The sequence below is a fragment of the Aeromonas sp. 97A genome, from assembly GCF_051919185.1.
GTDB classification, from domain to species: domain Bacteria; phylum Pseudomonadota; class Gammaproteobacteria; order Enterobacterales; family Aeromonadaceae; genus Aeromonas; species Aeromonas veronii.
This window is the reverse complement of sequence record NZ_JBQBFF010000001.1, coordinates 1083080-1104652: the sequence shown is the minus strand read 5'-3', so window position 1 is coordinate 1104652 and position 21573 is coordinate 1083080. Positions and strand designations below refer to the sequence as shown.

Here is a 21573-nt window from a genome sequence, read left to right as displayed (position 1 = left end):
GGGTTGGGGATGAGGGAAAACTAACCCTCAAGCCGCATTTTCAGCCAATACACCAGTCACGGGCTGCATCTCACCAAAGCGCAGCACCCGATGACAGATCTGACGCAGCAGTGCCTGCTGGTGGCTGAAGACAAGCATACCAAGCCCGCGCTGTTCGCACTCAATCATCAACTCCTGCCAGAGCTGGCGCTGGATTTGCGGATCCAGCTGGGCGGTCACCTCGTCGGCAATCAGCAGACGAGTGCGAGGATCGAGGGCGCGCAGCAGCGCAATGCGGGCCAGCTCGCCACCGGAGAGTTGACCGGGTTTACGACTGAGCCACGCAGGCTTGACCATAAAGCGGGCCAGCATGGCGTTATCGGGGCGCCATACATCCCAGAGCGCCTGCCCGGTGGTGCGATAGGGATTAAAGGTAAGTTCCGGGTGCTGGGGCACCAGCTGGATGGGGTTATAGCCTTTTACCTGTTCAGGCACCGGCTGCCCATCCAGCAGGATCTGCCCGCCGGCCCCAACCGGTTGCCAACCGGCCAATACCCGCCCCAGCGTGGTCTTGCCATAACCGCTCGGGGCGGAGATACCGAGCCGTTCGCCCGCTTTCACCGTCAGTGATAAACCCTGCCAGAGGGGTCGTTCCCCCTGGGCGATAGTGAGATTTCGTACTTCAAACATCAGGAAACCTCCGGCACAGAGAAGAGCGCATTGAACTCCGGCAGCGCCTGCCAGTGGGCGCGGAGCATCTCGCTCCCCTGCCCTTGCCGCAGATGGTGGCTGCTCAAGGTATCGCTCACCTGGCCCTGATGAAGGGCCACGATGCGATCGGCAAAGCGGGCCGCCAGCGCCAGATCGTGGGTCACCCAGAGGATACCGCTGCCCTGATTGGCCAATTCACGCAACTGGCCGAGCAGCAGACAGGCCAGCTCCTCGTCGAGCCAGGCGGTGATCTCGTCTGCCAGAATGTAGCGGGCGCCGCCGAGCGCCGCAGTGCAGGCCAGAATGCGCTTGGCCATGCCACCGGAGAGCTGGCGCGGATAGCTATCCAAGGTGGTCGCGGGCAACTGGTAGCGCAGCAGTTGCTCGCCGAGCCGCTCGCGAGAACCGCTCTGGCCACACAGGCGTGCTGCACGCCCCAGCTGGCGCTCCACCGTCAGCAACGGATTGAGGGCGCTCACCCCCTGCGGCACATAGCAGAGGGTGTGGCCGCGCAGACGGGCGCGGCTGGCATCGCACAGAGGCGTGCCATCGAGGGAGATGCTGCCGCGCATTCGCAGATTGTCCGGCAGCAATGTCAGGGCGCTTTGCAGCAGCAGGCTCTTGCCCTCGCCGCTCCCTCCCACCAGCGCCACTATCTCCCCCGGCGCCAGTTGCAGGCTGATATCGGTCAGCAAAGGCTGCCAACTGCGCCGCCCCAGCCAGGAGTAGTGGGCCGCCTCTATGGTCACCTGATCAAAACTCAGCATGGTTCACTCCTGTGCCACAGCAGCTGTTGCAGAGCGCGGGTAGCCTGATCAAACAGCAGAACCAGCAGCAGCAACATCAGCCCCGGGAAGAGGGCCAGCCACCAGCCGCCACCAGCCAGATAACGCAAGGCATCGGCCAGCAGCAGGCCTAGCGAGGCCTCGTGGGCCGCCAGACCAAAGCCGAGAAAGCTCAAGGCCGCGCTGTGCAGCACCGCATGGGGAAACATCAGCAAGGTGCCGATAAACCACTGGGGCAACAGCCCCGGCAGCAGGTGGGTACGCCAGCGACGCAGCGCCCCCATCCCCTGACAGCGGGCCAGCACCACATAGTCGCTGCAAGCGATCCGCCGCGCCTCGGCGCAGAGAATGAGCGCCAGCTTGGGCCAGTGGGTGAGCGCTACCGCCAGGATCACCCCGCGCATGCCGCCCCCCACGGTAAAGCAGATAAGGATCAGCAGCAGCATATGGGGCAGCGCCAGCATGGCGTCGATCACCATTCGTACCGCCGCATCACATCTGGGGTGAATGAGCGACACGCTTGCCGCCACCATGGCCAACAACCCGCTACAGAGCGCCGTGCTGATCCCCAGCTCCAGACTGGTGAGGGTGCCCTGAAAGGCTCGCAACCAGAGATCCCGCCCCATCTGATCGGTGCCGAACCAGTGGGCCAGCGAGGGGGGCTGCTGGCGCGCCAGCAGATCCATCGGCACATCCTGATGAGAGAAGCTCCAGCCGTAAGTGGCCAGCAGCGCCAATCCGAGCAGGGCAAAAACCAGCCGCACTATGGAGGGAAACGGATTAAACAGCATGCTCGCCCTCCCAGCCCCGATTGATGCGGGCCAGCAGCAAACTGGCCACCGTGTTGCCAATAAAGACCAGCAGGGTGCAGAAGAGCACGATTCCCATCAGCAAGGGAATATCGCCCCTGAGCCCCGCATCCACAGTGGCCTGGCCGAGCCCCGGGTATGAGAAGACCTTTTCGGCCAAGAGCGATCCGCCAATCAGCTCACCAAGGGAGGCAAACTGCAGGCAGAGCGCCGGGGTCAAGGCGTGGCGCAGCACGTGAAAACGCAGCATGGACCAGCCGCCATCCCCCTGAGCACGGGCGTAGCGGATAAAGTCGCTCTCCAGCACCTCGGCCACCCGCGCCCGGGTATGCAGGGCAATATTGCCCACCCCGAGCAGCGCCAGGGTAGTCACCGGCAGCAACAGATGGCGCGCTCGCATAACCCAATCTGCCTCATCGGCCGAGAGGCCCGGCGTCCAGGCGCAGCAGACTGGCAGTAGCGGCCAGTGCACCGCAAACAGGGCGAGCAGCAACAGGCCGACCCAGAAGGTGGGCAAGGAGGCGAGCAGGTAGGCAAAACGGCAAATCAGGCGATCGGGCCAGCGATTGAGATAGCGACCGGCGCAGAGGCCCAGCAAAATCCCGAAAAAACCGGAGAGCAGCCAGGCACCCGCCAGCAGCAGGAAGGAGGCGGCAAAGCGCTGGCCAATCACCTCGCTCACCGGCGCGTTGTAGAGCATGGAGTAACCGAGATCCCCCCGCAGCACCTGGCTAAACCAGTGCCAGTAGCGCAGCCAGAGCGGTTGATCCAGTCCCCAGCGGGCGGCGATGCGGGCGTATTGCTCCGGCGGCACATGGAGCAGGTCGTTGCCGATATAGGCCTTGATGGGGTCGATGGGGGAGTAACTCAGCAGCACAAAGGTGGCGACCGAGACCAGACATAACAGCCCTGCCAGACGCAGCAGGGCTTTTAGCAACAGATAACCTGAATGACTCAAGGGCGAACTTAGCGGCACGTCCACCGCCAATCCTGCAGGTTGTTGAGGAGTGACCAGCTACCGTGGATTTCCGGCGCCCCCTTGCCAAGATCGATGCAGTGGTTGGCGAGATAGGTATGCTGCACATTGAGCAGCCATGCCCAGGCGGCATCTCCCTGCACTCCGGCACCGGTCTTGCCATCCCACTCCACCTGCTGCCAGAACGGCACAGCTGCCTGCCAGTTCGGGGCATCCAGCGCCTGCTTGAGGTGGCCATCCACTACCGGGTTGCTGTAGTAGCCCGGATTGTAGAACTCCACGCCACCGGAGCCGCTCTGGTAGTGGTGATAGAGCTCCATGGGATCCAGACTCCCCCACCCCATCAGCACCGGGTTGGCGTGCATCTCCCGCTCCACCTGCTCCCAGCTGCCGGACTTGAGGCTCACCTCAAGGCCAATGGGTTTGAGCATGGCGCGCACCGCTTCCGCCAGATCCCGGCGGGTGCTGTCACCGCTGGTGTACCAGAGGGTAAAGGCGGCGCGCAGGGAGCCCTTGTGGCGAATGCCATCGCTGCCCATCTTCCAGCCGGCCTCGTCGAGCAGGGCGTTGGCGTGGGCCGCATCCCCATCCTTGAAGGCGGTGGCTTTGTTCAGCCAGGGCAAGCCTTCCACCGCGCTGTAGGCGGGGATGGCGTGCCCTTCCAGCAGTTGATCGGCCAGCAGCTTGCGGTCGATGGCGTAGTTGATGGCGCGGCGCACCGCCACGTCCGAGGTCACGTCGTTGCCGATGGGATAACCCTTGGCATCCTTGCCGCCTGCTGGCGGGATGGGGAAGACGATGCCGCGGTTCTCGACACTCGGCCGCACCCACAGCTTGAGGGAGGCAGGCACGGTGGGCGCCAGTGACGGGGCGATGCGCACCACATCGAGCTGGCTGCTCTGGGCCGCGGCATAGGCGCTCTCTTCATCGATAAAGACAAACACCAGCCGTTTGAAGTCATTGTTGCCGCCAGCGTAATAGGGGTTCGCCTCCACCACCAGTTGCTGGCCGGGCAGGAAGCTCACCAGCCGGTAAGGGCCGGCACCGACCGGCTTTTGGGCATATGCTTTTGCGTCGTAATCCTTCTTCGACACTATCCCCAAAGATCCCAGCACGTTGACGAAGGTGCTCTGGGGGGCACTCAAGGTAATGGCCACCTCGGTGGGCGAGAGCACCTTGGCCGAGACAAAGTTGCCCATGTCGATCTTGCCGCCACCCTTGGCTGCGTTGTTGTAGGTAAAGGCCACATCCTCGGCGGTGAGCGGTGCACCGTTGGAGAATTTCAGGTCAGGCTTGAGGGTAATGATCCATCCTTTGCCATCCGTGCTCGGGGTCACCGCTTGGGTGAGCACATTCTGCCAGCTGAGATCGGCGTTCTGCTTGAGCAGCGGGCTATGCAGCAGCAGGTAACTGCCGTGACTCCAGCCAAGCAGAGGGTCAAACCCTTCGGTGGGCTCACTGCCGATGGCGAGCTTGAGTTCGGCAGGCACAGGTTGGGCGGCGGCCAGCGCCGCGTGAGAGGCAGTGCCCAGCAGCAGGGTCAACAGGGCGGTAGCGCCGGATCTAGCGTAATGGCGAAGGGAATTGCGAGAAACAGTCATGGGGATCCTTCTTGTTTTGTACCACTCACGGATCATCACTCAAAAAAGAGGCGGAATGCGTGTCTGAACATGGGAGTGAGGGGCCAAAATGGCCCCCTATTCTAAACTTGATTTCGCGTGAAACCTAGCGACTATGCCTGTTGACCGCGCCGGGCACCGAATAGCCGTCTGCGGCCCAGATCCACGCCGCCAGCCCCTTGCTGCACCGGCAAGGAGAGCAGCATCTTGAGGGTGCTGCTCACCAGTGAGCGCCCCTCCCCGGCACCGAGATGGGGATCGAGCGGCGACATCAGGGAGCAGGCCAGCAACTGACCACTTTCGGGCAATTCACCCACCATAAAGGTCATGTTGCCGCAGGGGAGCTGCAGGGCGAGTCGATCGCTGCTGCTGCGCACCGGCCAAAGCTGATCCGGCCCCGGCAGCACCACCACGCTCAACATCCAGGGGGTGAGCACGCAGCCGAGCCACTGACCTTCAAACAACGTGCACTCCGCCACAATGGGCATGGTGGCGTGATAGAAGGGCAGCGCCTGCATCTCTTCACGAGCGATCCGCTCATACTGGGCTACCAGCAGAGGTGCGGGATCGCTGGCAAAACCGGCAAATTCCTGCACGTCATCAAGCCCGCTTAAATGGGACTGCACCATAGGCCCTCCCGTGCTTGTTCAGCTTTTTCTTGCTCAGAGAGCGGGATGGCGGGCGCGCCAACGGCGGCCAGCAGGGTCAAAATCCGATCCGTCGCCTCCCCCATGGCAGCCGCCACCACGGAGGTGAGGCCGATGCGGGGCTCGAGGGATTCGGGCTCGACCCCGATCAGGGTGAGCCGCTTGGGCGACTCCCCCGTCATGTGCAGCGCCGAGAGCACATCCGCCAGCCCCAGCTGATGGGGGGATATCTTGCGACCAAACAGGGTCGGGATCTCCTCATCCTTCAGGGTCACCACTATGCCCGGCGGATTACCGCTGCGCACCGCATCCGCCAGAATGATGTGATCGCGACTGGCCATCGCTTCGAGCAGCTCCATACCAGCGGTACCGCCGTCGAGCAGCTCGATGCCGGGGGCGAAACGGTAGTTGCGCCCCAGCGCCTCGACGATGCGCACGCCGACGGCCTCGTCACTCAAGAGCAGGTTGCCCACGCCCAGGATCAAGGTGTTCATCACAGCACCTTCACCTGAGTCGTTTCACCATTTTGGGTATCCACCACATGCACAGCGCAGGACATGCAGGGGTCGAACGAGTGGACGGTGCGCACCACTTCCAGCGGCTTGGCCGGATCGGCTACCGGGGTGCCCACCAGCGATTGCTCGTAGGGGCCGGGTTCATCGTTGAAGTTGCGCGGGCCCGAGTTCCAGGTCGATGGCACCACCGCCTGATAGTTCTCGATCTTGCCGCCCTTGATGACGATCCAGTGGGAGAGCATGCCACGCGGCGCCTCTTCAAAGCCCACCCCGCGAAACTCTTTATCCGCCGGGATCTCTGCCTTAATGTAGGCGGTGGTGTCCCCCTTGCCGATGTTGTCGACCAGCGCCTTCCACTGATGTGACAGGGTATCTTTGAGCACGCAGCAGCGCACCGCACGGCCGATGATGCGGCCCATAGTGGAGTGCAGTTGCTCGGTCTTGATGGCCGAGCCGGTGAGCGCTTTATAAATGCCGTTCAGCTGATCGAAATGCGCCACCGTCTCCGGGTGCTTGGCGGCCAGCTTGACCAGGAGGTCTGCAAGCGGCCCCACCTCCACCACCTTGCCGTAGAAGGTGGGGGATTTGACCCAGGAGTATTTGCCGTCATCCTGCCAGCCGGTGTAGTCGGGCTCGGTCTTGCCCTCCCAAGGCTTGAGGGGAGCGTCATCCTTGTACCAGGCGTGCTTGTTGCTCTCGGCGATGCCGTCCATCAGCCAGCCATCCTGATGGCTCTCGATGGGGCGATAACCTGCCAGATTGCCATTCTCGATGTAGCCGCCCGGCATCAGGAAGCTGCCGCCGTTCGCGTCGGTGGGGAGCTCCGGCACGCTCAGGTAGTGCTTGGCCCCCTGCCCCAGGTTAAGCCACTCGGGGTAGTGGGCGGCTATGATGGCGGCATCCACCTTGTAGACCTGCTCGATGAACTCGCCGAGCCGATCGATAAAGCTCTTCACATAGAGCAACCGCTCCAGGTTGAGCACACTTGGTGCATCCAGGTTAATAGGGTTGGCCACGCCGCCCACCGCCAGGTTCTGGATGTGGGGGGTCTTGCCGCCGAGAATGGCGACAATGCGGTTGGCATCGCGCTGGCACTCCAGTGCCTGCAGATAGTGGGCCACGGCGATGAGGTTCACCTCCGGGCTCAGCTTCATCGCCTTGTGACCCCAGTAGCCGTTGGCAAAGATGCCGAGCTGGCCGCTGGCTACCAACGCGCGGATTTTATCCTGCACCTTGGTCAGCTCGTCGGCACTGTTGAGGGACCAGGTCGATACCCCCTTGAGCATGTCCGCCGCTTTTTGCGGATTGGCCTCAAGGGCCGCGGTGATGTCCACCCAGTCCAGCGCGGAGAGCTGGTAGAAGTGGACGATGTGATCGTGGATGTTGTGGGCCGCGATGATGAGGTTGCGGATGTACTGGGCATTGACCGGCACCTTGGCGCCGATGGCGTTCTCCACCGCCCGCACCGAGGCGATGGCATGAATGGAGGTACATACCCCGCAAATACGCTGCACTATCATCCAGGCATCGCGCGGGTCGTTGCCCTTGACGATCTCCTCCATCCCGCGCCACATGGTGCCGGACGACCAGGCCTTGGTGACGACGCCGCCTTCGATTTCACAGTCGATACGCAGGTGACCCTCGATGCGGGTGATGGGGTCTATGGTGATACGTTGGCTCATACGTTGGCTTTCCCTCGGGCCTGATAATCTTGGTGAACACGTTCAAGTGATGGCAGTACCGGCAACAGCCGGATCAGCAGCAAATAGGCACACACTTCGATGGCAACAAAGCCAAGGGAGATCAGCACCTCCGTCGCGGAGGGGAAATAGTGGTAGCCATTGCCGGGGTTGAAGGCGAGCAGGGAGTAATCCAGTCGCCAGAGGGCGGCGCCCAGCAGCATGCTGAGGGCCCCCAGGAACAACATGCGCGAATCGCGGCGGCTCTTGTCCCAGTGGAACACCAGCAGCGGGAAGATCATCAGCGCAATCTCGCTCCAGAACATGATGGAGAAGCGATTGAACTCGGAGAGATACTCCGACTTGTCGTGGATGACGATCTCGGCAAAGCGCAGCGCCACAAACAGGATCAGGAAGATGTCGATCACCTGGGTCAGCTTGTAGAAGAGCGACTTCTCGTTGGGGCCCCGCCCCGCCAGTCCCGCCTGCACCAAGGAGCCCTCAAATACCACGATGGAGAAGCCCATGATAAATGCGGTCAGAAGCGAAAAGATCGGCAGCAGCTCGTAGCTTTGCCAGAGCGGATGGATCTTCTCCCCCGCCACTATCATCAAGGATCCCATGGAGGATTGGTGCATGGTGGGCAGCAGGGCCCCCAGCGCCAGCACGAAGAACATGATCTTGTTGAGGCGAATGAGTGACGCCTTCCAGCCGAACTTCTCCAGCAGCACGGGAGCGAACTCCAGCGCCATCACCCCGATATAGATGGTCATGCAGACCGCCGTCTCGAACAGCACCGAGGAAGTGTTGAAGTGACCGGGCAGGTAGAAGTACGGCAGGTTCCAGTAACGGCCCACGTCGATGGTGATGGAGAGGCCACCGAGCGAGTAGCCAAACAGGCTCGCCAACAGCGCCGGTCGCACCAGCGGGTGATACTCGCCCCGGTTGAACACATAGACAGCCCAGGCCAGCGCCCAGCCGCCACAGGCGAAGCCGGTACCGATCAAGAGATCGAACGAGATCCAGAGCCCCCAGGGGTAGCCGCCATTCAGATCGGTGACCGAACCCAGCCCGAAGACGAGGCGTTTCAAGATCAACATGCCGCACAGCACGGCAAAGGGGGCCAGCACCAGCACAGGCCAGCTGACCAGCTTGCCGCCGAGAGGATACGCCTTGTGGTTACTCATGATCCTTGCCTCCCTTTGTGGTGCCCTGATCCTTGATCTCCGCACTCCCCTGATCATGACCATCATCGTGATGATGATCGTGACCATTCTTGGTGTTGCGGCGAATGAGCACCGAAAGGCCGGTCAGCACCACCATGGGCAGCACCATCCCCTTGTAGAGGGTGTGCTGGATATGCTCCGAGCGCGCCCCGGAGGAGAGCTCCGGCAGATCGGGCATGTCGAGCTTGGTATAGGGCACCCCGGCCAGCACCAGCACCTGGGTGCCGCCCCCCTCCTTCTCGCCATAGACGTAAGGCTGGTAGTTGGGCACTTCGTGCTGGTAGGGGTCGTTGGCATAGAGGGTCTGGCGCGGATAGGCATATTCGCTGCCCGGAGTCGCCAGCAGACGACGCTTGGCCTCGGCCATCAGCTCCTCGCGGGTGCCGAAAATGACGGCGCCGGTGGGGCACACCTCGACACAACCGGGCAATTTCCCCTGATCGATCCGCTCAAGCCCCTTCTGGTTGCAGAGCTCGCACTTGTGGATCGCCCCCAGCGGGTTGTCATAGTCATATTTGGGCACATCGAACGGGCAACCCACCATGCAGTAGCGACAGCCGGTGCAGACGCTCGGGTCGTAGTGAACGATGCCGGTCTTGGGATCTTTTTTAAGAGCCTGCACCGGACAGACAGAGACGCAGTTGGGATCGACACAGTGCATGCACTGCTTCTTGATGTAGGCGTAGCCATCCACCAACTGATCCTTGTGCTCGCCAGTGCCGCTCTTCCACACCTGAATGATGTTGTTGGTGTAGGGGGTCAGCTTGTCGTTGTTGGACCAGGTTTGCGCCCCGGCTGGATTGGCCGGGTTGCCGTTGAGGCGCTGACACTCCGCCACACAGGCCTGACAGCCAACGCAGAGGGTGGAGTCGTAGAGCATGCCGAGTGCGCCGGGAATGGGCGGCTTGTTCTTGGCCGCCGCCAGTGCGGTGCCGGGTACGGCTGTGCCCGCCGCCAGCGCGCCGACGGAGGCGAATTTGAGGAAGTTTCGTCTGTTCACGGCTACTCCTCCCGTGATGGGTGCTGCCCGGCTTCGTGGCGTTTCTGCTGGCGACCGAGTTCACGCACCGTCATCAGACTCACCCCTACCAGCACCCCGAGGGCGCCACCGATAAGGCCGGTCGCGGTGGGCGAGGTATAGCCCCCCTCCTGGATCTTCACATCGGGTTTATCCACCCTCGGAGTCGGATTCTCTACCTTGGCGAGCTGGAAGATCCCCTTGCTAAAACCGACCCCCTGCTCGTTACAGCCATAACAGGGGTGACCGATGCCGACCGGCCAGATGCCGCCGCCCACATCGCAGAACTCCAGAGTTGAACAGTTGCCGTAGGTCTCCGGCCCCTTGCAGCCCAGATGGTAGAGACACCAGCCCTGCCGGTGGCCCTCATCGCCAAACTCCTTGGCAAAACGCCCTGCGTCGAAGTGCGGACGACGCTCGCAGTTCTCGTGGATCAGCCGCTCATAGGCAAACAGCGGGCGCTTCTTGCTATCCAGCGCCGGCAGCTTGCCGTAGGTGATGTAGTAGGCAACCGTGGTGAGGAAGTTGTGAGGATTGGGCGGGCAACCCGGGATATTGATGATGGGAGTGCTGATATTGCCGAGGGCTTCTTCGAGACTGACGGCGCCGGTCGGGTTGCCGCCGCTGGCAGGCACACCGCCCCAGGCGGCGCAGGAGCCTATGGCGATGACCGCAGCCGCGTCAATGGCGGCACGGCGAATATGGTCAACGATGGGCTCACCGGCCACCATGCAGTAGACGCCACCATCTTTCAGCGGAATGGAGCCATCCACCACCAGCACATACTTGCCCTTGTAGCGGGTCATGGCGTTGTGCTTGTTCTCTTCAGCCTGATGACCAAAGGCCGCCGAGAGCACCTCGTGGTACTCCAGCGAAATGGTATTGAGGATCAGGTTCTCGATGGTGGGGTGAGTGGCCCGCAGCAGTGACTCGGTACAGCCGGTGCACTCCTGCGCCCCAATCCAGATCACCGGCGGCCGTTCGGGGCTGGTGAGCGCAGTGGCCATCTTGGCGACGGCATGCTGACTTAATCCCAGGGTTGCGGCCATCCCGGCACACAATTTCATAAAATCACGGCGATTAATCCCATGAGCCGATAAAAAATTATCCTCGACCATTCTTCTTATTCCCGTAGTGAGCACTTGTTTGATAAATGCTTAATAGCGGAAATGCTAAGGACTCACCCACCCTGCAGTATTGATCTCTATCAATTTCGACCGGCTTACCCCTATTTTCATAGCGAGCCACATCACAAATGAAATTAATTACCCCCAAAGAGATATTTAGCAACTTCGTAAATTTTATGAAATTAATTGGATATTAAATAATTAATCACCGCATATCCTCTCTTTCACTGTGAGCAAAATTAACATGATTGAAATCTTGGCTATACCGCTCATTTCACAATACTGATGACCACCAATAAATGATCCATTGAATATATCTTTACTCATTCCATTGCATATTTCATGCAGTCATCTACGGGCAACCTCCTGACTTGCCTCCCCACACCAGAACGGTCTCACGGCCAGCTGCCACCGGTAGCAAGCACGGCCTGCACGGCACGGTTTACCTGCTGTCGCTTGATATCTGCTTGCATCTTGCCTGCGCTGCAGGGAGATGATTACTCCTGCTAGCCCACACAGTACAACCTCGCTTGGCCTCCCTGCCGTTTAACACAGCTTAGTGAAAAGATGCTGCCGAGGTATGCATATCAGTATGGCCTCCCCCCCACTCTTTATTGTGTTGGATGCTGGTGAGTAAAATATCGCGATCACGGATATGTTTACGCATCATCGTGAATCTGCATTCAAATTAATGGTGAGAGAAAAGGCAAGGTGGAAGGCTGCCTGCAACATAGTGATCATATTTAACTCGCGATGCATTCGCTCATCCGGTTACAGATGTTACCGCACGTATTCACACTATTTACCTTCACGTCACCCTGCGTAATTAACCAGAGCGTAAATATCCATCTCTATCGATATAGATGATAATTATTCTTGTTCAATGGCAACCCTAAAAAATGAGTTGGGATGACGATGAACATGACAAGCGATAAGGGTGTTAACCATTATCCAAGCAGTGGTGCCAGCAACTGCAGCGCCTTATCGAACTCGAACTCGTTGACCGCCCGGCTCACCTCTTGAAATGCAGCACGCAGCGGCAATGCACTGCCAGCCATCAGCCTCAATCTGCTGACAAAGCGCCAACGCCTGGGCATCGCTCTGTGCCAGCAAGGCCCCCAACTGCTGGAGTTGCGCCGCCAGCATCCCGGCATCGATGCCTCGGGAAGCGCCCATCGTCACAGGGGACACTGCCAGCGCGGCTTCCAGCCCAGACAGCAGGGGCTTCAGCTCGGCCATCAGGGATGGCAAGCGGGTTGCGACCCCTGCATCATCCCCCTCTTCACAGGCTTGCTCGAGCAGCGCCGCCTGATCCGCCACACCGGTCGCCCCTATGGTGCTGGCACTGCCCTTGAGGGTGTGAGCAAGACGCCGGGCCGTGACCTTGTCATCCGATGCCCACGCCGATTGGAAACTGGCTGCAAACCCCTGCTGCCCGCTACAGAAGCGCTGCAACATATTGCGGTAGAGCGCACTGTCGCCCCCCATCACGGCCATGCCCCGCTGCACGTCAAGGCCGGGCACGCCTTGCCAAGGGGTCGCATCGTCAGTCACCTGCAACTTGCTGGCGGCAGCCAGAGGTCTGGCGGGTGTGATCCAGTGCGAGAGGGTCGTCAGCAACAGCGGCATATTCAAGGGTTTGGCGATGTGGTCATTCATGCCTGCCGCCAGCGCCTTCTCTTTATCCCCGGCCATGGTGCTGGCGGTCATGGCGATAATGGGGATCCGGGCCAGCGCCGGATCGGCGCGGATCAACCGGGTCGCGGTGTACCCGTCCATCACCGGCATCTGGCAATCCATCAGGATACCGTCAAACCCGCGATCTTGCGCCAGCAGGGCGAGCGCCTGTGCCCCATCGCAAGCACAGACCAGGGAGATCTGCTCCTTGCCCAGCAGGGCCAGCGCCACCTCCCGGTTCATGTCGTTATCATCCACCAACAGCAGACGAGCCCCCGCCAGCCCATGAGCGGGCAGCGCAACCTGATGATGGGGGCTTGCATCCGATAACGCCTCTCGTCCCACGGCATCGCCCCCCTGCGCCTTACACAATGCCTGACACAGTGCCTGCGGGGTAAACGGATGTGCCAGCACATCACACGGCGCCAACCCCAGCGCAGCAACATTGCTGGCAAGCGGTGCGGGATCGCCCGAGGTGATCAGCAAGATCGCGGGCGGCGCTGCCAGCGTGCCAACCTCCTGCAGCACCTCTGACAACCAGCTCTCCCCCTCCAGCCAGCCCAGCACAACTCGATCACAGGGTTTGCACGCCGCGATGCCTTGATGCAGCAGTGCCAGCACTGCGGCGGGCTCGTCCGCGCAGACAAGCTCAACAGGCAGCGCCGCCAGCTGGTGGAGAATGGTCGCTCGCGAAGCAGGACACGACTCCAGCAACAGCAGACGCTGCGGCGCCAGCGGCATGGCCACACGTTGCTCTTTCTCCTTACCCTGATCCGCCAGGGTGGCGAGACAGATACTGAAGTGGAACTCGCTGCCCTGCCCCGGGGCGCTATCCACCCGGATCTCACCGTCCATCAGTTGCACCAGATTGTGCGTGATGGCCAAACCAAGACCGGTGCCACCATATTTGCGGGTGGTCGAGCTGTCAGCCTGTTCAAAGGAGTGGAAGAGACGCTGGCACTGCTCGGCTGTCATGCCGATACCGCTATCCTGCACACTGCCCTGCAGCCAGATCTTGCCATCTCGCTCGTTACTGCGTGCCAGCCGGACAATCACCTCTCCCTGCTCGGTGAACTTGATGGCATTGCTGGTCAGGTTGAGCAGGATCTGGCCAAGCCGCAGGGGATCGCCGCACAAACGGTCAGGCAGATCAGCGGCCAGATCGAACAGCAGCGCCAGCCCCTTTTCCCGCGCCCGAAACGCCGTAAGGTCCGCCAGCCACTCGAACACCTCGTTGAGCTGGAAATCCACCTTCTCCAGTTGCAGCTTGCCCGCCTCCATCTTGGAGAAATCAAGGATGTCGTTGAGGATCCCGAGCAGGTTGTTCGCCGCTCTGTCTATCTTGCTCACATAGTTGTGCTGCTCGGGGGAGAGGTTGGTTTGCAGCACCAGATGGGCCATGCCGATGATGGCATTCATTGGCGTGCGGATCTCATGGCTCATGTTGGCCAAAAATTCGCTCTTGGTTCGGGTGGCATCTTCGGCGATCTGCCTAGCTTCTAGCATGGCGGCCTCAGCCTGCTTACGGTCGCTGAAATCGAAGATGATCCCGTCCAGATAGATGGCCTTACCCTCGGCATCATAGGTGGCGAGTCCGATGGAGTAGACCCAGCGGAGCTGACCCCAGCGATCGAAGATGCGGTACTCGTTGATGTATTGCCGATGTTCGGCAATGGCATCGATGGTGTTGCGGTTGCTCAGTTCGAGGTCATCAGGATGGATCAAGTCACCAAAATCGCGGCTGTTATCGACAAAATCGCTGGCGGGATAGCCGGTTAATTTTTCCGCCTCGTCGCTGACGAACAACATGGTCCAGGGATGATGAGGCAAGCAGCGATAGACCATACCCGGTACGTTGCGCACCATGGACTGGATCCGCTGCTCGCTCTCGTGCAGCCGCTGGCGATCTGCCGCTATCCGGTCATGAGCCTCCCGCATGGCCTGCTCGGCGGCACGGATCGGGGTGATGTCGACCAAGCTGCCGACCGCACCGCTTCGCTCGCTCTCGGCAAGCTCGATCCCCGAGAGAAAATAGAGCATGTCCAGAGGACGGCCATCCTGCGAGAGCATACGCACCTCATGCTGTGTTCTGACCTGACTGCCAACCACCCTCTGTATGGTGCTGTCCTTATCTGCCTCATCCAGTACAGCCAGCTGGGGCAGCTCAGCCAGCCGCTTGCCCTCGACTGGCTGGACACTGCCAAATGCGCTGGTAAAGGCGCGATTTACCCCCAGCAGGCGACCCTGATTATCGGTATAGAAGAGAGGATGTGGCAGGGTATCGATCAATGCCTGCTGGAAGGCAAACTGTTCGTTGCGCTCGCGGATACTGCGGCGACGCAGCATCCGCCCCTGCCAGAGCAGGGCCGAGCTCAGACATATCAACAGGGCGGTGCCGAACAAGGCCAATCGCCGCCATCCTGACACGGCCTGTTCCACATTGCCCAACAGCAGCAGCGTCCACTGCCCTTTGGCATCGTGCCACTCGATAGGCATGCGGCTCACCAGATAGCTATCTTTCCCTATCCGAACTTCACTGCCATCGAGTGCAGGCAGGATCACCGGTTTGCGATCCGGGGCAAAGTAGTGTCCATATAGGCGAGAGGCAAAGAGCTGCTGTTGCCTGGCGGCAGAGTTCGGCCCCACCACCGCCATTTGCCAGTCGCTCTTGTTGCTGGCCATCACCACTCCATCTGGCGAGACCAGCAAACCGATGGTATCGCCCCACCCGGCCAGAAAGGTATCGAGCAGCGCCATCTCGTAACGCGCCACCACCACCCCAGTAATGTCGCTTCCTTGCGCCCGATCGTGAGAGACTGGCGCCGCCACATAGATCATCCGCTTGCCGGTATTGAGGCTAACCCCGGCATCTACCGTTTCCAGCCCCAGGATCCCTTGTCTGAAGTAAGAGCGAAACGACACATCCTGCCCGACGACATGGCGACCAAGCGCATCCCAATCACGGACAATCACCCCTGCTTTATTGGTAACAAAGGCATGATTGGCCTTCACCCCCTGCGCCAACACCTGCAGAGCTTCGCTCGGGCTCAGCTCCCCCCGCTCGAGCAGTGACGATTGCTGGATCTCGCGGTTGAGGCGGCCAGCCAGTTGCACCGCCCCCATCCCCTTGCTTGAGAGGGTAAGTTGCTGCAGATTGTCGCCCTCGCGCTGAATGCGGGTATCCAGCGACTGGCGATACTCCTGCCGCTCCAGCTCCAGATAGAAGGCATCGACCAGCGTGGCCAACATCAGGGAGAGCAATAGCACGGCAGCAATGTGCCAGAGACGCGATTTCATGGTTGACAGCATACTCCATCGTTCTGCCTGACCATCATCAGCACCGCCTCACAGGAGAAGAAGGGCAATAAAGGCGCTCACCGAGCAGCGCATTCATCAACTTGTGGCAGCCACTCTTATCATCAACCAGCAGCACCATAGGATGAGCCGCGTTCGGGGCAAGATGTTCCATATCTCGTGATTCTCCCTGCCAAGATGGAGGATGGCGACCCCTGCCAACCTTTCTCACACCATAACGGATCCCCCGACAGGCAGCCATGACAACCCGGTTGAAATGTGCGCACAACCCGACAGGAGCCAGCAACTCACAAGGGATAAACCGGATACAAGAAAAAAGTGGATATGGGGTAATGGCGGTTGTACACCATCAGAAGATGGGTCAGCACCAACGGTATGATGATATCGGATTGCTCTCTTTATCACGTTGGGTCATGAGCCAGCTTGCAGATTTATATTTCCAGCGCAAGGTAGCAGAGGTATCGGTTGACCAGGGTCATGCACCCTATATTATCATGCTCAAAATGAGCTGGCAGGATACAGCGACAGATGGGCACATCAGATAGCCATATGGACATAGCAAAAATAATTTCCGGCCCCACGCTGGTACTGGAAAAAGATAATGTGCACAGCGATGCGCTATGCAATCAGTTACGAGCCATTGGCATAAGCCAGATTACGGTGGTGGAGAGTGTCGAGGCGCTGGAACGTTGCGTGGCTGATGGCCCTGCCGCCATGATCATCTGCAATATCGATCTCGATTCGGCAAACTTGCTCACGCTGCTGAAAAATATTCGCAGTAGGGCACCTCATCACACACTGCCTTTTTTGACCCTGACCTCAGGGACAGATCGCCCATTGATCGAACAATTTGTCCAGGCGAAAGTCTCTGACATTATCTTGACCCCGCTCAAGCCCGATACCCTTAAAACCAGGATTACTCGGCTGCTGTTGGCAACCAGCCAGTCGCAGCCCCCACTTTCACAATTTGAATTCGGTCGTTTGCACCGTTTTTCCAACAGCGATCTGGTCGCCAGCAATCAGGATAGTCCAACCATTCTGGTGGTTGACGATGTTCCAGATAATTTGATGCTGATCACCTCAGTATTTCGCAAAGAGTTTCATCTCAAGTTGGTCAAGGATGGCGAAAAAGCGATCAGGATCTGCCAATCGGATAATCCACCCGATCTGGTGCTGCTCGATATCATGATGCCCAACCTGAACGGATTCGATGTCGCCAGAATTTTGCGTGAACATCCCCACTCTGAGCACATCCCCATCGTCTTTATGACGGCACTGGATGATATCTATTCCCGTAAACGGGCGATGAAACTGGGGGCCGTCGATTTTATCACCAAGCCGATCGACATCGAGATGCTGCGTTTTCGCATTGCCAATCTGATGCGGCTGGTGCATGCCAGAAGAGATCTGCAAAAAGAGTTCGATCAGATGCTTGAGCTCAATGCGCTCAAAGAGAGCCTCGAGTTCAATATCCGCTATGAAATTCGGGAGCCCCTGCTCAACGCGCTACACCTGCTGGAAGAGCTAGCGGCCGACTCATCGCTCAACATGCTCCAAAAAACCCAGCTATCCATCACCAGAAAATCTGTAGGCGATGCACTGGCATTGACCCGGCTGGCCAGCGAGATTTACCAGATTGAAACCGGCACCTTTGTTTTGAAAGCGGGTAAAGTCCAGCTCTTTAATATTTTCAACCGGCTTTCGGTGCAATTCAAAAATCTCTATGCCGGGAAAAAGCTCGATATCAAGCTGACCAAACCCAAAAATTACCTCTATGACGAGCTATTCATCGCAGGTGACGAATTTCTCTGTTATTCCGCGTTTCAAATATTGACACGGCTCGCTTGTGAGCATGCGGCGCCCTCCTCCTGCGTGGAAATTGTCTGTCTGAAATATCCTGACAGCATTATTTTAAATATTGATAGCTCGACCTTGCTGGATATCAACAATGTCCTCTCTCTGTTCGACAGATTCCCATCATCTAATAACAACAAAGAAGCACACAGTCACAATGGCTATCATGGCAAAATCATGCTGGAAGCTCATGGCGCCACCGTTACTGTGTCGCTGGATGAAGAAACCAGGCTGCTGAATATCTCGGCGTCCTTCCCGCAAAAAGAGGGTTTCAATCCATCTCCAGAGTGAAAAGAATCACGTTCACAGAACTCTGCGGTAACATCGCCGTGGATCATTTTTGGCTACTGCGATGGGTGAATAAACAAAAGGATTTATCACCCCTTTCCATTTATCGTCATCTGGTGGTTTACGCAACGGGGTCTCTTTAATGCAAGCAGCAAGGGCGAACACCATGAAGCTACCCATTATCCTGTTGGGTTATCTCATTTATAAACCCATCCATTTAAGGAGATAACATGAGTCTCATTCGCCGCGTTATCCCCTTGTATGTTCATATTGCCCATCTGTTTCTGGGTTTATTGCTGGTGTTTGCCTTGATCACTCTTGGTCACCAATATCGGCAAACCAAAACCATGCTGATGAGAGAGGCGGAAGAGAGATTCAGCCTGATTGGCCAAATCACCACTCAGGCTTTAGAAGGGCTGTTCAGCACCTCAGCTTTAAGCGTCAATCTGCTCGCCCAACAGCGCCTGACCGAAGCCAAGACCCTGTCAGAGCGAATGGCCAGCCTTCCCTACATGACAACCCTGCTCAAAGGACAACCTTCTGCCAACGCGGTGTATGCCGGTTACAACAACGGCGATCTATTCTGGCTCATGCGCTGGCCTGCCGACACCGAGGTACAACACCTAACGCCGCCCGCCAATACCCGCTGGATCGTTAAGAGCATCCGGCATCAAGAGGCAACCACTCTTACGGAGACCTTCGCGCTGGCCGACAATCTCACCATCATTGAACGGCAAGAGGAATCAGGACAATTTTTTAATCCAATAGAGCATCCATGGTTTATTCAGGCCAAGCAGAGTGGACAGCTGGTGCAATCCCCTCTCTATATCTCGCACGATACTCAGGAGATGTACCTGAGTTTTGCCGAACCAATGCAAAATGGGGCTGGCGTCATAGGGATGAGCCTGAACCTCCGAGCTATCGAGCGCCTGCTCAAATCCGCCAAGATAACCCCCAATATGCGTCTAGCCATCGTCAATGAGCAGGGCGAGCTAATGACAAGTCATAAAGGTGGGATGGTGATTCATGAACATGGCGCTTATCGACTTGCAAGAGTGACCAAAGCCGACCTGCCTATGATCCAACACTTGATGAATGCCAGTCAGAATCAGAAGGCAGATAGTCTTTCCTTTAAATCAGAGGGCAATGATTGGCAAGGAATGCGTATCACTTTACCGGAAGCCGATGGGTCAAAATTAACCCTCTGGATTGCAGCACCTGTCGATGAGTTGCTGGCCACCGCCTTCACCATTCGCAATCAGACCTTCCTTCTGTCGGGCATCTTCCTGATCTTTGCCCTGTTCGCGGCCATCAAGCTGGCCAGAACCGCCGCCAGGCCCCTTGATGACCTGACTCAAGAAGCAGGAAAAATCGCCCACTTCGACTTCAACGATCCGATCAGAGTCAACTCCTATATTGCTGAAATCATCGATCTCTCCCAGGCCATGGGCGACATGAAATCGACCATCCAGCGCTTTTTGCAGCTTTCCACCTCCCTCTCCAGCGAGACCAGTTTCCCCCGCTTGCTGGTGCGGCTGCTCACCGAAATGCAGCAACTGACCGGTGCAACAGGCTGCATGCTCTACCTCTCCGATAGCGGCAACAAGACGCTGGATCTGGCAGGGTTGTGCTGGAATGGCGAGGTGCAGGAGCAAACGCCGATCCACAGTATCGGAACGCTCAATCAGCCAAAACATCCACTGTTCCAGAGCTTGCAAGGAGTAGAACTGGAACCCGTTGCGTTGGTCACCAGCGAATTGCAGATCCTGTTTCCCTACATTGAGGAGAGCGACACGCCGCTGACCTTCTGGCCGATTGCCCTGAAAAACCGTGATGGCCAACTGCTCGGCACCCTGGTGTTTCTGATCGATGAACGGAAGAAGTCCCTGACCCCGCAGCGGATGGCATTTGTCAACGCGCTCTCTTCCACCGCCGCAGTGGCACTCACCACCCAGCGGCTGCTGGAGGAGCAGCGCAATCTGCTGGAGGCCTTTATCCAGCTCATCGCAGGGGCCATCGATGCCAAGAGCCCCTATACCGGTGGCCACTGTCAGCGAGTCCCCGAACTGACCAAGATGCTGGCAGAAGCGGCATGTGAGGCCAAGGAGGGCCCCTTCCAACACTTTTCGCTCGATGAAAAACAGTGGGAAGCAATACATATCGCGGCTTGGCTGCACGATTGCGGCAAAGTCACCACTCCGGAGTTTGTGGTCGACAAGGCCACCAAGCTGGAAACCCTGTGCGATCGCATTCACGAGGTCAGGATGCGCTTTGAAGTGCTGAAACGGGATGCCGAGATTGCCTACTGGCAGGCACGTCTCCATGGGGGTGATGAGGCCACGTTACAGGCCACGCTGCAACAGCAATGGCAACAGCTGGATGAGGAGTTTACCTTTATCGCCCATTGCAACGAAGGGGGCGAATTTATGGCCACAGAGGATATTGCAAGGCTGCAGCAGATCGCGGGCCGCACCTGGCAGCGCACGCTCTCCGATCGGATTGGGATCTCTCAGGATGAACTGGCGCGCAAACAGCGGGCCGCGGAGTCACCGCTGCCGGTCACCGAACCCTTGTTGGCCGATCGCCCAGATCACCTCTTCACCCGCAGAAACCGCGACCGCCTTGCCCCTGACAACCCTTGGGGATTTCAGGTCAACACCCCTGAATACCTCTATAACCGCGGCGAGCTCTACAACCTCGCCATCCGCCGGGGCACCCTCACAGATGAGGAGCGCTACAAGATCAACGAGCACATGATCCAGACCATCATCATGCTCGAAAAACTCCCCTTCCCCGCCAACCTGAAACAGGTGCCGGAAATCGCAGGGGGACACCATGAGAAGATGGATGGCACTGGTTATCCCAAGCGGCTGAAACGGGACGAGATGAGCATCCCTGCCCGGATGATGGCCATCGCCGATATCTTCGAGGCGCTGACCGCCGGCGATCGCCCCTACAAGAAAGCCAAATCTCTTTCGGAGGCCATCCGCATCATGGGATTCATGCAACAGGATCACCATATCGACCCCGAGCTGTTTGCGCTCTTTCTCCGCTCTGGCGTCTACCTGCGCTATGCCAAGCGTTACATGAGCCCGGAGCTCATTGACGAGGTGGATATCAGCCCCTATCTCGCCAGCCATTGATCGCCGCGAGGCACTCTGAGTTACCTGATGCCTGCAGTCTGGGGATCTGCATGCAGACCCGCCGTCTTGTCACCGGTGGTCACCCCGATGCGCAATAGAGATGGGGAGGATATGCACCGGACAGCCATGCTAACCCTCTACATGGCACCTTGTTCTGACTGACCTTACGGACACTTGCCAAGTGCGGAAATTGAACAAAAAAACG

14 protein-coding genes are annotated in these 21573 nt (G+C 58.7%); 2 read left to right on the top strand and 12 right to left on the bottom strand.

Going from position 1 to position 21573, the window contains the following annotated elements:
* Positions 1 to 27: 27 nt before the first annotated feature.
* From ACTG27_RS04980 to ACTG27_RS04925, 12 genes are all read right to left on the bottom strand, one after another.
* Positions 28 to 669, bottom strand: a complete 642-nt coding sequence (locus ACTG27_RS04980; protein WP_439979211.1) for an ATP-binding cassette domain-containing protein — start codon at positions 667 to 669, stop codon at positions 28 to 30.
* Entirely contained in the window at positions 669 to 1457 is a 789-nt protein-coding gene (locus ACTG27_RS04975) for an ATP-binding cassette domain-containing protein (protein WP_439979210.1), read from the bottom strand. Before ACTG27_RS04975 ends, ACTG27_RS04980 begins: the two co-directional genes overlap by 1 nt.
* Positions 1451 to 2266 carry an ABC transporter permease gene (locus tag ACTG27_RS04970; RefSeq protein ID WP_439979209.1) on the bottom strand — a complete coding sequence of 272 codons (816 nt, stop codon included), beginning with the start codon at positions 2264 to 2266 and terminating at the stop codon, positions 1451 to 1453. The genes ACTG27_RS04975 and ACTG27_RS04970 overlap by 7 nt, the downstream gene beginning before the upstream one ends.
* Entirely contained in the window at positions 2256 to 3266 is a 1011-nt protein-coding gene (locus tag ACTG27_RS04965) for an ABC transporter permease (RefSeq protein WP_439979208.1), read from the bottom strand. Before ACTG27_RS04965 ends, ACTG27_RS04970 begins: the two co-directional genes overlap by 11 nt.
* Positions 3251 to 4861 carry an ABC transporter substrate-binding protein gene (locus ACTG27_RS04960; protein WP_439979206.1) on the bottom strand — a complete coding sequence of 537 codons (1611 nt, stop codon included), beginning with the start codon at positions 4859 to 4861 and terminating at the stop codon, positions 3251 to 3253. The genes ACTG27_RS04965 and ACTG27_RS04960 overlap by 16 nt, the downstream gene beginning before the upstream one ends.
* A gap of 131 nt (positions 4862 to 4992) precedes the next feature.
* The gene (gene hybE, locus ACTG27_RS04955; protein WP_439979205.1) at positions 4993 to 5508 is read right to left on the bottom strand and encodes a hydrogenase-2 assembly chaperone; all 516 of its coding nucleotides are present in this window, start codon (positions 5506 to 5508) and stop codon (positions 4993 to 4995) included.
* Positions 5490 to 6020, bottom strand: a complete 531-nt coding sequence (locus ACTG27_RS04950; RefSeq protein ID WP_439979204.1) for a HyaD/HybD family hydrogenase maturation endopeptidase — start codon at positions 6018 to 6020, stop codon at positions 5490 to 5492. Before ACTG27_RS04950 ends, hybE begins: the two co-directional genes overlap by 19 nt.
* Positions 6020 to 7723 carry a hydrogenase 2 large subunit gene (gene hybC / locus ACTG27_RS04945; RefSeq protein ID WP_201959501.1) on the bottom strand — a complete coding sequence of 568 codons (1704 nt, stop codon included), beginning with the start codon at positions 7721 to 7723 and terminating at the stop codon, positions 6020 to 6022. The genes ACTG27_RS04950 and hybC overlap by 1 nt, the downstream gene beginning before the upstream one ends.
* The gene (gene hybB, locus ACTG27_RS04940) at positions 7720 to 8907 is read right to left on the bottom strand and encodes a Ni/Fe-hydrogenase cytochrome b subunit (protein ID WP_439979203.1); all 1188 of its coding nucleotides are present in this window, start codon (positions 8905 to 8907) and stop codon (positions 7720 to 7722) included. The genes hybC and hybB overlap by 4 nt, the downstream gene beginning before the upstream one ends.
* On the bottom strand, positions 8900 to 9946 hold the full coding sequence (gene hybA, locus ACTG27_RS04935) for a hydrogenase 2 operon protein HybA (RefSeq protein WP_439979201.1): 1047 nt from the start codon (positions 9944 to 9946) through the stop codon (positions 8900 to 8902). Before hybA ends, hybB begins: the two co-directional genes overlap by 8 nt.
* A 2-nt stretch (positions 9947 to 9948) precedes the next feature.
* Positions 9949 to 11082 carry a hydrogenase 2 small subunit gene (hybO, locus tag ACTG27_RS04930; RefSeq protein WP_439979200.1) on the bottom strand — a complete coding sequence of 378 codons (1134 nt, stop codon included), beginning with the start codon at positions 11080 to 11082 and terminating at the stop codon, positions 9949 to 9951.
* Positions 11083 to 12072: 990 nt separating this feature from the next.
* Positions 12073 to 16065 (bottom strand): ATP-binding protein, encoded by a 3993-nt coding sequence (locus tag ACTG27_RS04925; protein ID WP_439979199.1) that lies wholly within the window; start codon positions 16063 to 16065, stop codon positions 12073 to 12075.
* A 546-nt stretch (positions 16066 to 16611) separates the two neighbouring features.
* Here ACTG27_RS04925 and ACTG27_RS04920 point away from each other — a divergent pair.
* Both ACTG27_RS04920 and ACTG27_RS04915 read left to right on the top strand, forming a co-directional pair.
* A complete protein-coding gene (locus ACTG27_RS04920; protein ID WP_421208412.1) occupies positions 16612 to 18228 on the top strand; it encodes a response regulator in 1617 nt (538 codons plus the stop codon).
* 227 nt (positions 18229 to 18455) lie between these two features.
* A complete protein-coding gene (locus tag ACTG27_RS04915) occupies positions 18456 to 21368 on the top strand; it encodes an HD domain-containing phosphohydrolase (protein ID WP_439979198.1) in 2913 nt (970 codons plus the stop codon).
* The last annotated feature ends 205 nt before the right edge of the window (positions 21369 to 21573 follow it).